Origin of the sequence: Streptomyces sp. NRRL F-2664 (assembly GCF_000719345.1) — a bacterium.
GTDB lineage: Bacteria > Actinomycetota > Actinomycetes > Streptomycetales > Streptomycetaceae > Streptomyces.
Genome location: NZ_JOFX01000042.1, coordinates 72,972 through 86,724, shown reverse-complemented (window position 1 = coordinate 86,724; position 13,753 = coordinate 72,972). Strand labels below are relative to the sequence as shown.

Sequence of the window (13,753 nt, the reverse complement as noted above, 5' to 3'; positions counted from 1 at the left end):
TGGTGTGGAGCCTAGACACCTCCACCACACCGGAGGTCTCCGCCATGATCAAGACCCAGCCCTGTTAACAACGCTCGTGATCAATACACCTAGGCCGTGTCTTTCGGATCGTGCCGGGCTCGCGGAGCCCGGCACGCACCCTGATCCGGCCCGATCCACAGACACACTCCAGGTGTGTCGTCCTCCCACAGCCCCCTGGTCGGGGCGGGCCTCGCGGCCCCCTCGACCGCGGGGCTGTTTGAATGGGGGGCGTGATCGAGTACGTGGTGCTGGCCGGCGGGATCGGGGTCGTCGGATGGCTGGTGCGCCGCAAGCACCTGGCGCGGGTGGCTGCCGGGCCCGTGCCGGGAATCCCCGGGATGGCGCGGCAGCCGGCCGGGCAGGGGCGGTGGCGGCCGGGACGGGTGCATGCCGACGGCGGCACGGCCCGCTGGGTCCCGGAGCGCGGCGAGGCGGTGGCGCTGCCCGGCGGGCGGGCCACCGGTCTGAGGATGCCGTCGATGAAGGAGGGGATCTCCATCCATCCCGGGTCGCGGATCGTGACCTGCGCCTACGAGGGCGGCGGGACCATCGAGATCGCCGTGATGCCGCTGGACGTGCGGGAGCTGCTGGAGGCCGTGCCGCGGGCGGAGTGACCGGGCGTCCCGCGCCGCCCGGCGGTCGTCGGTCTCAGCCGTTGAGCTCGGCCAGGACGCGCAGGGTGTGCGGGTCCGGGGCGGTGACGAGGAGGTCGGTGACGGGCCCCTTGCGCCACAGGTCGAGGCGTTCCGCGATCCGCTCGCGGGGGCCGACCAGTGAGATCTCGTCGGCGAAGGAGTCCGGGACGGCGAGTACGGCCTCCTCCTTGCGGCCCGCGAGGAAGAGCTGCTGGATGCGGCGGGCCTCCTCCTCGTAGCCCATCCGGGCCATCAGGTCGGCGTGGAAGTTGCGGGCCGCGTGCCCCATGCCGCCGATGTAGAAGCCGAGCATGGCCTTGACGGGGAGCAGGCCCTCGGCGATGTCGTCGCAGACCTGGGCGCGGGCCATCGGCGCGATCATGAACCCGTCGGGGAGGTCCGTGAGGGAGGCCTGGTGGACGCCGGTGCGGGTCGGCGACCAGTACAGCGGGAGCCAGCCATCGGCGATGCGGGTGGTCTGGGCGATGTTGTTGGGCCCTTCCGCGCCGAGGAGGAGCGGCAGGTCCGCGCGGAGCGGATGGGTGATGGGCTTGAGGGGCTTGCCGGTGCCGGCCGCGTCCGCGCCCCGGTAGGGGTGGCTGTGGAAGCGGCCTTCGAGGGCGACCGGGCCCTCGCGGCGCAGCACCTGGCGGATGACGTCGACGTACTCACGGGTGGCGGTCAGCGGGCTCGCGGGGAACGGGCGCCCGTACCAGCCCTCGACGACCTGCGGACCGGACAGGCCCAGGCCGAGCATCATCCGGCCGCCGGAGAGGTGGTCCAGGGTCAGGGCGTGCATGGCGGTGGCGGTCGGGGAGCGGGCGGCCATCTGCGCGATGGCGGTGCCCAGGCGGATCCGGGAGGTGTGCGCGGCGATCCAGGTGAGCGGGGTGAAGGCGTCGGAGCCCCAGGCCTCGGCGGTCCACACCGAGTGGTACCCGAGGTTCTCGGCCTCGGTGGCGAGGTCGAGGTGGGCGGGGGAGGGGCCGCGGCCCCAGTAGCCGAGTGCGAGTCCGAGGCGCATGAACGGTTCCCTCCAGCCGTAACTGACGAAGCGTCAGGTGACTGTAGGGCAACGGCCCCCCGCCCGGAAGGGCGGGGGGCCGCGGCTCCGGCCCGGGCTACTTGCTGAAGTAGCCGGTGATGTCGGCGATGAGGTCGACGCTGCCGGCGTTGTTGTAGAAGCTGACCTTCCCGTCCACGACCGGGACGACGACCAGGTTGGGGATGGTCTGGCCGGCGGTGAAGTTGAGGTTCGAGGCGCTCGTGCGGGTGGTGCCGCTCGGGTACACCGACACGTAGCTGGACGTCGTCGGGTTGGTCGCCGTCACGTTCAGGATCACCGCGGTGACACCGGTGGCCGGGACGCCCTCGACGCCCGCCACGGTCAGGGTGACGACTCCGCCCTGCCCGACCGGTGCCTTGGCGGCGCCCAGCCCGCTACGGGTGTCCATCAGGCGCTTCGGACCGAGGTTGGAGTGCTTGGCGCCCGCGCCCGAGGAGGTGAAGTAGCCGGTGATGTCGGCGATGAGGTCGACGCTGCCGGCGTTGTTGTAGAAGCTGACCTTCCCGTTCACCACCGGGACGACGACCAGGTTGGGGATGGTCTGGCCGGCGGTGAAGTTGAGGTTCGAGGCGCTGGTGCGGGTGGTGCCGCTCGGGAAGACGGACACGTGGCTGGACGTGGTCGGGTTGGTCGCCGTCACGTTGAGCACCACCGCCGTGAGGCCGTCCTGTGCGGGGAGCCCGTCGACGGCCGAGAGGTCGAGGTCGAGGACGCCGCCCGCGCCGACCGGGGCGACCGGGACGCCTCCCGTGCCGCTCCGCGTGTCCAGGACCCGCTTCGGGCCGAGGTTCATGTGGGTGCCGCCCTCGCCGCTCGCGAGGAAGTAGCCGGTGATGTCGGCGATCAGGTCGACGGTGCCCGCGCTGTTGTAGAACTGCACGATCCCGTCGTGGACGGGCACGACGACCAGGTTGGGGATGGTCTGCCCGGGGGTGAAGTTGAGGTTCGAGGCGCTCGTGCGGACCGTGCCGTTGGGGTAGACCGACACGTGGCCGGACTCCGTCGGGTTGGTCGCCGTCACGTTCAGCACCACGGAGGTCACCCCGTACGCCGGGACGCCCTGGACGCCGGCGACCTTCAGGGCCACCACGCCGCCCGGTCCGACCTTGGCCTTCGGCACGCCCAGGCCCTCGCGGGTGTCCATCAGGCGCTTGGGCAGGACCGGGACGTACTTGACGTCCGAGACGTCCGCGTCGACCGTGACCGGCAGGGTCGTGGAGACCTTGCCGTTCACGGCGGTCGCCCGGATCTGCACCCGGTGGCTGCCCAGGCCGAGCATGGTGGCGACGCGCGTGGCGTCACCGGCGACCGTCGCGACCGACGCGCCGTCCACCAGCAGCTCGAACGAGCGCACCAGCGGTGCGGCCGTGCTGGTGGAGAAGTCGACCACCAGCTGTCCCGGGGTCTTCACCGTGTCACCCGGCGCGACTGCCTTGTCGTTCACGGCGCCGATCTTCAGCCGGGCCGCCGGGCCCGACGTGCGGATCGTGTCCAGCTGCGGGTACAGCTGGTGGCCCGGGCACTCGGTGTTGAAGCCGTCCCGGTGCCCGGAGACCGTGCGGAACGGGTACTGCTGACCGGCGGTGAAGCTGGTGCCGGCGTAGTTCTTCTGCGTGGCGCCCGCAGTCAGCGCGGTCGTGCCGTTCATGTCCGCGTCGTACTGGCCCAGCTTGTACGCGGCCATCTTCGAGATGCCGTCGAGCGCGGCGGGCGAGGCCCCGGCGTTCGTGTAGTCGCCGAGGACCGCGACGCTCGTCGACTCCGAGTTGAAGCCGTAGGTGTGGGCACCCATCACGGGCTGGTCCACGCCGCCCTGACGGCCCTCGAACAGGGTGCCGCACTTGTCGACGAGGAAGTTGTAGCCCAGGTCGCGCCAGCCGTTGGTCTTCACGTGGTAGACGTGCAGACCGCGGACGATGGCCGCGGAGTCGGTGCACTCGTACGGGGCCGTCGCCGCCGTGTGGTGCACGAACAGGGCCTTGATCCTGCCGCCCGCGAGGTAGATCGGGCCCTCGTTGTTCAGGGACTCGTCGGCCCCCCACTGGGCGCGCGTGACAACGTCCGGTCGCGGCGCCGTCGACTCCGGTCCGGGCGCCACCGCGGCGGCGGCCGGCCCGGCGCCCGAGGCGGGCGCGGACTTCGCCGTACCGCTGCGCCCGGGCTCGCCCGGGTCCACCAGGTTCAGCTCCAGACCGGCGGGCAGCGCGGCGGAGCCGCCGCTCACCCGTACCTCGGCCCCGTCCGCGGCACCGACCCACACGGGCTCCGTGGCGCCGCGCGCTCCGGGCCGGTTGCCGTCGAGGCCGCCCTTGAGCGGCTCCAGCGCGACCCACGGCGTCCACGCCCCCGTCGCGGCGTTGCGGCTGCGGGCCTCGATCTTTCCCTGCACCTCGGCGGCGGCGTCCTTCCAGGACACCCCCATGAGGCCGAACCGCTCGGTGCCGTGCGCGGAGACCGAGGCCTCCGTGGCGCTCTTCGGCTCCAGCGCGAGCCTGCGGACCGATCCCTCGACCGGGCCGGCCGTCCCGGCGGCAGCGCTGCTGCCCGCCCGGTCCGGGCCGGGTCCGGCGGCCACGGCCACCCCCGGCAGGCTCAGCGCCACGACGACGCCGAGCGCGGCGGCCAGAGCCGTTGCGCGCGTGCGACTTGCTATCACGTAGTTCCCCACCCGTTTCAACTCATCGAATATGAGTGCTGGTTGGGGCGATGCTACTGACTCGTACCGACAGCTCCGAACGCACGTCGCCCCGCCGGCGGCTGCCGGCGGGGCGACGGGGTGGAACGGGTGGGGCGTCGGCGGTTCAGCCGCGCTGGATCCCCGAGGTGTCGCTCAGGATGCCGCGACGGCCGTCCTGGGTCTGCGCGACGAGCGCGGTCCCGCCGCGCTGCTCGACCGCCAGGTACCAGGTGCCCGGCGCGAGTTCGGCGATCTGCGTGGGCGAGCCGTCCTCCGCGAAGAGGGGCCGGGCCACCGGCACGGCGAACCAGAACGGGCTGAAGTCCGCCGCCGGGGCGGGCGCCGCCTGGTGGCCGGCGCCGGAGTCGTGCTGGCCCGGCGCCGGGGTCGGCGTGCCGCCGTACGGCGGGACCGGCTGCGGGGTGGAACCGTACGGCTGCTGCCCGCCCGGGTAGCCGTAGCCGGCACCCTGCTGCGGCTGGCCGCCGTACGGCTGCGGGGCGGCGGGCCGCGCCTCCGGCACCAGCGAACCGGCGAGCGCCGGGACCTTCGCACCGAAGACGGCCACACCGGCCAGGGCCAGGGTGGCGAGGAAGGCGATGACCGCGCCCGCGCCCAGGTCCAGCGTGCTCGGGCAGGTGATCAGCGCCCACAGGGCGGACCAGGCGGCCGAGACGGCGAGCACGGTGCCCCACCCCGACAGCGGCATGCCGAGCACCTTGCGGCTCTCCGGCTGGAAGCGGCTGGCGACGAGCAGACCCGCGGCGATGAAGCCGAGCAGGAAGACGCTGGGCAGCACCAGACGGTAGGCGTCGGTGTCCCACGCGCTCGGCAGGTCGCCACCCGTGGTGGAGTAGAAATCGAGGAACGAGGCGATGAACAGCAGCGCCGCTGCTCCGATCACCACGCCGTCGCCTCGAGTGAGGGAGCGGATGTTCACGTCTCAGGTGTCCTTCTCGGTCTCGGTCGTCTCGTGGTGCCGCGGTCGCAGCGCAGATCGTGCCTGCAGCAGGGCGGGCGGCACCATGGTACGGAGGTTCTCCGCGGCCGAGAGGATCGGGGCGGCGGGCGTCCCGGCGGGACGCCCGAGAGGGACTACCCGCCCAGGAAGCCGACGATGCCGTCCGCGATGCCCTGGGCCGCCTTCTGCCGCCACTCCGGACTCGTCAGCTTCGCCGCGTCCTTGGCGTCACGCATGTTGCCGCATTCGATGAACACCTTGGGCCGAGTTGACAGGTTCAGTCCGCCCAGATCGTCCCGGACCACCAAACCGGTACCACCGCCGAGGTAGTTGGCGGGCTCCGAACCGGTGGTGCGGGCGAAGTTCCCGGCGATGCGTTCGCCCAGCTCGCGCGACGGTTCGACGATCTTCGCGGTGTCGGCGGCGCCGCTCCTGACCTTGGCCGGGAGGATGACGTGGAAACCCCGGCTGCCGGACGAGACCCCGTCGGCGTGCACGGACACGACGGCGTCGGCCTTGGCGTCGTTGCCGATGCGGGCGCGCTCGGTGATGCACGGCCCCCAGGCGCGGGCGCCGGTCTCGTGGGTGAGGACCACCTTCGCGCCCTGGGCCTCCAGCGCGGTCCGCAGGCGTTTCGACACGTCCATCGTGAACTCGGCTTCCATGTAGCCGGAGTTCGTGGTGGTGCCGGTGGTGTCGCACTCCTTGCGGTTGGTGCCGATGTCGACCTGCTGGTCGATCTCGTCGGTGTGCTGGAAGTTGCCGGTGTTGTGCCCGGGGTCGACGACCACGGTCTTCCCGGTGAGCGGCCCCTTGGCGGGCGCCGGTAGGGGGGCCGCCGCGGGCGTGCCCGGGCTGTCGCTGGGGGTGGAGCCCGGCTTGGCGTCCCGCTGGCCCGGCGACACGGTCGCGTGGCCGGCGGGCTGCGGCGCCGGGCGGGGACGGCTCTCGTCCGACCCGGCGCCGGACAGCGCCTGGGTCAGGACCCAGCCGGCGAGGCAGGCCGGGGCGAGCGCGGCGATCCCGACCACGAGCGTGGAGCGTCGGGTGAACCAGTGCCGGTCCGGATTCGCCGAGGGGCCGGACTCGGGGGGCGGGGAGCTGTCGTCGTAGCGCACGTCGGCGATGCTAGACCGCCGCCCGGCGGCCCGACCGGTACTGCGCCATCCGGGGGCGTGGTGCGCTTATATGAGTGGCGGGTCGGCGTCAGAGGCCCGGCCCGGTGCGGCGCAGCACGCGCAGCGAGTCGGTGACGGAGACCTCCTCGAAGGCCCCCGAGGCGAGGGCGCGCAGGTAGATCCGGTAGGGGGCCTGGCCGCCGTCCGCCGGGTCGGGGAACACGTCGTGGATGACGAGCGTGCCGCCCTCCGCGACGTGCGGGGCCCAGCCCTCGTAGTCCCCGGTGGCGTGCTCGTCGGTGTGGCCGCCGTCGATGAAGACGAGGCCGAGCTTGCCGCCCCAGGTGGCGGCGACCTGCGGGGAGCGGCCGACGATCGCGATCACGTGCTCCTCCAGACCGGCCCGGTGCAGGGTGCGGCGGAAGGTCGGCAGGGTGTCCATCAGCCCGATCTCCGGGTCCACGACCGTCTGGTCGTGGTACTCCCAGCCCGGCTGCTGCTCCTCGCTGCCCCGGTGGTGGTCCACGGTGACCGCGGCCACGCCGGCCTCGCGGGCGGCGTCGGCCAGCAGGATGGTCGAGCGCCCGCAGTACGTGCCGACCTCCAGCAGGGGCAGCCCGAGCCGACCGGCCGCGGCGGCGGCCTCGTACAGGGCCAGGCCCTCCCGCACGGGCATGAAGCCCTTGGCCGCCTCGAAGGCGGCGAGGGTCTCCGGCTTGGGGCTGGCCATGGCGTTCCTCCTGCTGAGCTGCGTGTGGCCGCCCATGCTGCCCTACCCGCCGGTAGGACGCCACGGCCGGGGTGGCCTCCGACCGGCCCGCCGGCTACGCCCGTGGTCCGAGGTCGCCTTCCAGGACCGTCCGGACGATCCGGGGCCGGTCCCACAGGTCCAGGATCTCGTTCGCGACGGCCACGATCGGCAGGGGGTCCTGGTCGCCGTGCGTCCTGATGGCGGCGGCCGAGAGGCCGCGCGGCACCGTTCCGGCGTCCAGGAGCACGCGCCACTCCTGCGGGCCGAGTTCGAGGTATTCCAGCCCGGTGAGTGCGGCGATCTCCAACGGGTCGGCCAGCGTGCCGGGGTACGCGGTCAGCGTGCGCAGACGGGGCAGCCCGAGGACGGGGGCGAGGCTGAGCGGTGCCTCGTCCCACACCCCGATGGACAGGACCTCCAGGCCCGGATGCGCGGCGGCCTCGACACTGCGCAGGCTCGCGACGTTGACCCGGGCGACGGCGGGCGGCCGCCGCTGCCCGCACCCGCGGGGCTCCGAGCCGAGCCGGCCCAGCACGAGGTCGGTGAGGGAGTCGGCGACCAGCTCGGCGCCGACGTTCTCCTCGTGGGACAGCATGATGATCTGGCCCTTGTGCCCACGGGGGCCGGGTGTCAGGTCGACGGCCAGCCGGTCTCCCCCGCCGTTGTCGCCGAAGGCGATCCAGCCGGGTGAGCCCACCAGACCCTGCACCCTGGCCCCGGGCCCGGTGACGACCGCCTCCATCGCCGCGAACTCCCAGCGGCACCGACGGGACGCCGCGTCCGCGACGTACAGGCCGTCGAGGTCGAACAGCTCGCAGCCAACAGCCTCGCACTCGTTCCTCGCCGCGTCGTGGTCGCCACTCAGGTCCTCCCACCGGGCCCGCTTCACCCGGTACAGGACCTTGAGCTCGTCCGGCAGGGTCACGCCCAGGCGTGCTTCGGCCGCCGCGATCTCCTCCTCCGTCGCGCCGATGGCGTGCGGCAGCCGTTCACGCAGCGTCCGCTCCAGCAGCTCCAGGTCGGCCGAGGGGGCCGGCGCCGCCCCGGGGGCCGGTTCGGGGAGCCGTCGCCACGGCTCGGGGACAGCGCCGTCGACCAGGATCAGCGCCCCCGGGTGCGGGGTCCCGATGCCGGGTTCCACGGCGGGGCTGGGGCCCAGCAGCTGGAGCACGGTCCGCCCGGTCGGTCGTATCTCCGCGGTGAACGAGACGTCGTCGACCCCGGCGTCCGCGAGCGCCTCCTGCACCCGCTTCACCGCGTCGTGCTCCTCCTGCATGTCCTCCACCTGTGCGGCCCGGCCGGGGGGCGGCATCCGCCGGGTGAGGGCCAGGCTCCAGCCGCCCCGGCCGATGCGGCCCGTCACGCGGACGGAGCCGGCGGCGGACCTGCGCGCCCGCTCGGCGCGCAGGAGCCGCAGTACCGGTGCCCAGGTCGCGAAGTCGTTCATCGATGCGTCGGAGAGTCCCTGATCAGCCATGGCCGGACCGTACGCGGGGCCGCTGACATCGACGCCGTAGGGGGGTTCCTGGCGGAACGGGTCACCGGACGGTGCGCGGATGGCTACGCTCGGCCACGCAACCGGTAACCGGCTTGGGGGTGACCGTCCTTGGTCGGCGTGCGCGACCTCGATCCCAGCGCCTCACCGCTGGACTACTACGGCTCCGAACTGCGCCGCCTGAGAGAGGACGCGGGCCTCAACCAGGCGCAGCTCGGCAGCATCGTCTTCTGCACGGGATCGCTCATCGGCCAGGTCGAGACCACCCGCAGGGTCCCGACGCGGGATTTCTCGGAACGGGTGGACGCGGCGCTGGGGACGGGCGGGGTGTTCTCCCGGCTGGTGGGGCTGGTGCTGCGGCACCAACTGCCGACCTGGTTCCAGGCGTACGCGGAGATGGAGGCGCGGGCGGCGTACATCTCCTCGTTCCAGGCACAGCTGGTGGACGGCCTGTTGCAGACCGAGGCCTACGCGCGGGCTGTGTTGGCGGCGTGGAGCCGGGAAAACCTCGACGCGAAGGTGGCGGCCCGAATGGAGCGGCAGCGCATTCTGCACCGAGAGAACCCGCCACTGAGTTGGGCGGTGTTGAGCGAGGCCGTGCTTCACCAGGAGGTGGGTGGCCGAGAGGTCATGAGGGAGCAGCTCGCCCACCTGTTGGCTATGCAGAGGCGACAATGGGTGCAGGTGCAGATTCTGCCGTTCGAGGCGGGAGCACACGCGGGACAGATGGGCTCGTTCACGCTCCTGCGGCTGGAAGATGAGCATGACCTGGTCTACACCGAGGACTTTGTGCAGGGCCACATGACGGCCAATCCACAGGCCCTCAGAGAGGGTTCGCTCCGATACGATCATTTGCAGGCAGCTGCCCTGCCCCTGGAGGCATCGGCGGCCCTGATCGCCCGCGTAATGGAGGAGCGCTATGGAGACCATCCAGAACATGACGGGCGCGAAGTGGCGTAAGTCCTCGTACAGCGGTGACACCGGGGGTCAGTGCGTCGAGGTCGCACCCCAGCCCCACCTCGTCGCCGTGCGGGATTCCAAGGTCCCCGAGGGTCCCGTGTTCGCCGTCAGCCCCGCCGCCTTCGCCGCGTTCGTGAAGGCCGTCTCTGTATGATCCGCTCCCGACTCGGGGAGTAGGGGGCGGGGGACATGGAGCAGGTGGAGCCGGGGGGTCCGACGCGCGTGGGGCCGTTCGAGGTCGTCGGCGTGCTCGGGCAGGGCGGGATGGGGCGGGTGCTGCTGGCGGCCGGTCCGGACGGGCGGCTCGTGGCCGTCAAGGAGGTCCTTGCGCACTTCGCCGACGACGAGGGCTTCCGAGCCCGTTTCCGCCGTGAGGTCACCGCCTCGCGCAAGGTGTCCGGTGCGTACACGGCCGCCGTGATCGACGCCGATCCGGACGCGTCGACGCCCTGGCTGGCCTCGGTCTTCGTCGCCGGGCCCTCCCTCGGCGCCGTGGTCAAGGCGGTCGGGGTGCTGCCCGAGGAGGTCGTACGCCGTCTCGCCGCGGGCCTGACGTCGGCCCTGGCCGAGATCCACCGGGCCGGGCTCGTGCACCGTGACCTCAAGCCCGACAACGTACTCCTCGCGGAGGACGGCGTGCGCGTCATCGACCTCGGCATCGCCCGGGCCACGGAGGGCGGGGCGGAGGGCGATACCGGGCTGACACGTACGGGGTTCGTCGTCGGATCACCCGCGTACATGTCGCCCGAGCAGGCGGAGGGGCATCCGCTCACGCCCGCCAGCGACGTCTTCTCCCTCGGTTCCGTGCTGGTCATGGCGCTGACGGGCCGCAGCCCCTTCGCCGGGACCTCCACGCTCAAGACGCTGTACGAGGTGGCGCACGGCGAGCCGGACCTCGGCGGGGTCCCGGCGGGCCTGCGCGGCCTCGTCGCACGCTGCCTGGCCAAGGACCCGGAGGCCAGGCCGACCCCGGCGGAGCTGCACGAGCTGATCGGTCCGGTGCCCCCGGCGGGCCGCCAGTGGCCGTCCGCCGTGTACGGCATGCTCACCGCCCAACGGGTAAGGATCGACGCCCTGTTGGCCGGCCGCTCCTCGGACGGTCCGGAGTCGGCCCCCGCCCCCGCGCGCCTTCCGGAAGCCGCCCCCGCCCCCGGGTCGGGCTCAGTCCCGGCCCCCGCGCCGCGGCCCGTACCGCAGGTGGTGCCGTCGCCACCGACCGGCGTCCCCGGTGTCACCGGCCCCCGCAGCCGGTGGCGTGCACCGCGCCGGATCGCGGCACTGGCGGCGGCCGCGGTCCTGCTCGTGGCCGGTACCGGGACCGCACTGTACGTCCGGGACCGGATGAACGCCCCCATCGCCTACACCGGGATCCCCGGTTGCCAGGCGGCGCGCAAGGCCCTGCCGCTGGAGTTGCGGCCGTCGGGCCGGGACACCTGGTCCCAGACGGCCGACGGCCTGGAGTCCAGCTGCAACGGGGGCGGCGACACCGCGGCGTCGCCGACCGCGCTGGTGCGATGGGAGCTGGCCCTCGGCGGGGACGCGGACGCCAACGCGGCGGCGCAGAAGAAACGCTTCCAGTCGGCGGCGGCCGGTCGGCGCGAGGCACCCCGTCTCGGTTTCGGCACCGAGGCCCACTGGGGATCGGCGGACGCCGACTGGACCTGCGTACTCGCCGTACGGGAGGGCAACCTCTCCGTCCGGGTGAGCCTCCGGGCGAAGCCGTACACCAAGGGCGCCTGCGAGACGAAGGCGAAGGACGTCGCCCGCGCCGCGTTGAAGGCCGCTACGCGCCGCTGACCGCCTGCGGGTGTGCCTTGAAGCAGCGGATCGGGCCCCGGGGCCGAAGTACCGGCCGGGCGCGGGGAATCGGGGAAACACCGTTGCCTGACCTTCCGTCAGAATGGAACGTGTTCTAGCCTGCCGCGCATGGGCATCGGAATCACGCAGGAGCAGCGGGAGTTGGCCGAGGCGGTCCGCGGCTGGGTGGCGCGGGTCATGCCGCCGGAGGAGGTGCGCAAGCTGCTCGACTCCCCGCCGCGAACCGGGGTGCGGCCCGGCTACTGGGACGCGCTGACCGCGTCGGGCCTCCTGGAGCCGCACCTGGAGGGCGGGACCCTGCTCGACCTGGCCGTCGTCGTCGAGCAGGCGGCCCGGGGGGCGCTGCCCGGCGCGTACCTGCCGAGCGTGCTGGCCTCCGTACTGCTGGACCGGGCCGGGGCCGAGCCGCTCGCCGGCCGGGTCGGGGCGGTCGCGCTGGGGCCGGGCACCCTGACCGCCGTGGCCACCGAGGGCGGCGGGCACCTGCTCGACGGGGTCGCCCCGCCCGTGCTCGGCGCCGGCGAGGCCGACCTCGTGCTGCTCGCCGCGGAGGCCGCGCACGGCACCCGCTGGTTCGCCGTGGACGCCGCCGCGCTGGACATCCGGACGCACGAGAGCGCCGATCCCACCCGCCCCACCGCCGAGGTGCGGGCGCGCGGCACGGCGGTCCCGGCCGGACGGCTGCTGGAAGTCGACGCCGCGCTCGTCCGTGACCTCGCCTGCACGCTGTTCGCCGCCGATGCCTGCGGCACCGCCGGGTGGGCCCTGCACACGGCGGCCGAGTACGCGAAGGTGCGCGAGCAGTTCGGGCGGCCCATCGGGCAGTTCCAGGGCGTCAAGCACCTGTGCGCCGACATGCTCGTACGGCTGGAGCAGGCGCGCGCGCTGGCCTGGGACGCCGCGCAGGCCATGGACGAACCCGCCGGTGTGCGCTCGCTCGTGGCGGCCCTCGCCGCCGGGACCGCCCTGGACGCGGCCTACTCCTGCGCCAAGGACTGCATCCAGGTCCTCGGCGGAATCGGCTTCACATGGGAGCACGACGCCCACATCCACCTGCGCAGGGCGGTCGTCGCCCGCCAGCTCCTCGGACCCGGCGACGGGCACCGCTTACGGGCCGTGCGGTGCGCGGCCGCCGGGGCGCGCCGTGAGCTGCGCCTGGAACTGCCCGCGCAGGCCGAGGCGTACCGGGCGAAGGCGCGCGCGGCCATCGAGGACGCGCGGGGGCTGGACCCGGCCGCGGCCCGGCGGATCCTCGCCCCCACCGGCTACGCCGCCCCCCAGCTGCCGCCGCCCTACGGCCTCGGCGCGGGGCCCGTCGAGCAGCTCGTCGTCCAGCAGGAACTGGCGGCCGCCGGGGTCGAGCTCTGCGACCTCGGCATCGCCACCTGGATCGTGCCCTCCCTGCTGGCCCACGGCACGCAGGCACAGCGCGACGCCTACGTACTGCCCACCCTGCGCGGGGAGATCACCTGGTGCCAGCTCTTCTCCGAGCCGGACGCCGGCTCCGACCTGGCCTCGCTGCGGACCAGCGCCGAGCGGCGGGCGGACGGCTCCTGGCTGGTCAACGGGCAGAAGGTGTGGACGAGTTCCGCGCACAGCGCCGACTTCGGCATCCTGCTGGCCCGCACCGATCCGGCCGCGCCCAAGCACAAGGGGCTCGGCTACTTCGTCGTCGACATGAGGAACACCCCCGGCATCGACGTCCGGCCGCTGAAGGAGATCACCGGCGAGGCCCTCTTCAACGAGGTGTACCTCGACGAAGTGGAACTCCCGCCCGACGCGCTGGTCGGCGCGGCCGACGGCGGCTGGCAGGTCGCCCGCAACACCCTCGGCAACGAACGGGTGCACATGGCCGACCGGATGACCTTCGACACCGGACTGGAGGCGCTCCTCGCGCGCGCTGCCGACCTCGACGGCGCCCAACGGGCGCGGATCGGCGCACTGGCCGCCGAGGCGCACGCCCTGGCCTGCATGGGGCTGCGCACCACCCTCCAGCAGGTGTCGGGGCTGGAGCCGGATGCGGGGGCGTCGTTGCGCAAACTGGTCCAGACGCCGCACCAGCAGCGGACCGCCGAGCTCGCGCTCGAAGTGCTCGGGCCGGCGGGTGCGGTGCGGGAGGGGGCGGGGGAGCGGGCGGTGCACGGGCTGCTCATGTCCCGCTGCCTGACCATCGCCGGGGGCACCACGCAGGTCCAGCTCAACGTCGTCGCCGAGCGGATGCTCGGCCTTCCCAGGGACTAGGAGTCACCGG

Annotated in this window: 11 protein-coding genes; 5 read left to right on the top strand and 6 right to left on the bottom strand. The window is 73.4% G+C overall.

Going from position 1 to position 13,753, the window contains the following annotated elements; translation table 11 throughout:
• Positions 1 to 251: 251 nt before the first annotated feature.
• The gene (locus IF89_RS41050) at positions 252 to 635 is read left to right on the top strand and encodes a hypothetical protein (protein ID WP_158717936.1); all 384 of its coding nucleotides are present in this window, start codon (positions 252 to 254) and stop codon (positions 633 to 635) included.
• A gap of 34 nt (positions 636 to 669) precedes the next feature.
• Here the strand turns inward: IF89_RS41050 and IF89_RS0129015 are convergent, their stop codons facing one another.
• The 6 genes from IF89_RS0129015 to IF89_RS0128985 form a co-directional block, all read right to left on the bottom strand.
• On the bottom strand, positions 670 to 1,680 hold the full coding sequence (locus IF89_RS0129015; RefSeq protein ID WP_030774376.1) for an LLM class F420-dependent oxidoreductase: 1,011 nt from the start codon (positions 1,678 to 1,680) through the stop codon (positions 670 to 672).
• Positions 1,681 to 1,777: 97 nt separating this feature from the next.
• Positions 1,778 to 4,378, bottom strand: coding sequence for a peptidoglycan recognition protein (locus IF89_RS41045; RefSeq protein ID WP_158717935.1), 2,601 nt, complete (start codon positions 4,376 to 4,378; stop codon positions 1,778 to 1,780).
• 145 nt (positions 4,379 to 4,523) lie between these two features.
• Entirely contained in the window at positions 4,524 to 5,339 is an 816-nt protein-coding gene (locus tag IF89_RS0129005) for a membrane protein (protein ID WP_030774371.1), read from the bottom strand.
• A 155-nt stretch (positions 5,340 to 5,494) separates the two neighbouring features.
• Positions 5,495 to 6,478 carry an N-acetylmuramoyl-L-alanine amidase gene (locus IF89_RS0128995; protein ID WP_030774370.1) on the bottom strand — a complete coding sequence of 328 codons (984 nt, stop codon included), beginning with the start codon at positions 6,476 to 6,478 and terminating at the stop codon, positions 5,495 to 5,497.
• Between the two features lie 88 nt (positions 6,479 to 6,566).
• On the bottom strand, positions 6,567 to 7,208 hold the full coding sequence (locus tag IF89_RS0128990; protein WP_030774367.1) for a class I SAM-dependent methyltransferase: 642 nt from the start codon (positions 7,206 to 7,208) through the stop codon (positions 6,567 to 6,569).
• A gap of 94 nt (positions 7,209 to 7,302) precedes the next feature.
• Positions 7,303 to 8,706, bottom strand: a complete 1,404-nt coding sequence (locus tag IF89_RS0128985) for an SMI1/KNR4 family protein (protein WP_030774364.1) — start codon at positions 8,704 to 8,706, stop codon at positions 7,303 to 7,305.
• Positions 8,707 to 8,835: 129 nt separating this feature from the next.
• Between IF89_RS0128985 and IF89_RS0128980 the strand changes: the two genes are divergently transcribed.
• The 4 genes from IF89_RS0128980 to IF89_RS0128965 all read left to right on the top strand — a co-directional run bounded on the left by IF89_RS0128980 (position 8,836) and on the right by IF89_RS0128965 (position 13,743).
• On the top strand, positions 8,836 to 9,684 hold the full coding sequence (locus IF89_RS0128980; RefSeq protein WP_030774362.1) for a helix-turn-helix domain-containing protein: 849 nt from the start codon (positions 8,836 to 8,838) through the stop codon (positions 9,682 to 9,684).
• Positions 9,644 to 9,838, top strand: coding sequence for a DUF397 domain-containing protein (locus IF89_RS0128975; protein ID WP_030774360.1), 195 nt, complete (start codon positions 9,644 to 9,646; stop codon positions 9,836 to 9,838). Before IF89_RS0128980 ends, IF89_RS0128975 begins: the two co-directional genes overlap by 41 nt.
• Positions 9,839 to 9,873: 35 nt before the next feature.
• On the top strand, positions 9,874 to 11,481 hold the full coding sequence (locus tag IF89_RS0128970; RefSeq protein ID WP_030774358.1) for a serine/threonine-protein kinase: 1,608 nt from the start codon (positions 9,874 to 9,876) through the stop codon (positions 11,479 to 11,481).
• A 129-nt stretch (positions 11,482 to 11,610) separates the two neighbouring features.
• Complete coding sequence (locus IF89_RS0128965; protein ID WP_030774355.1) at positions 11,611 to 13,743, top strand: acyl-CoA dehydrogenase; 2,133 nt, start codon at positions 11,611 to 11,613, stop codon at positions 13,741 to 13,743.
• The last annotated feature ends 10 nt before the right edge of the window (positions 13,744 to 13,753 follow it).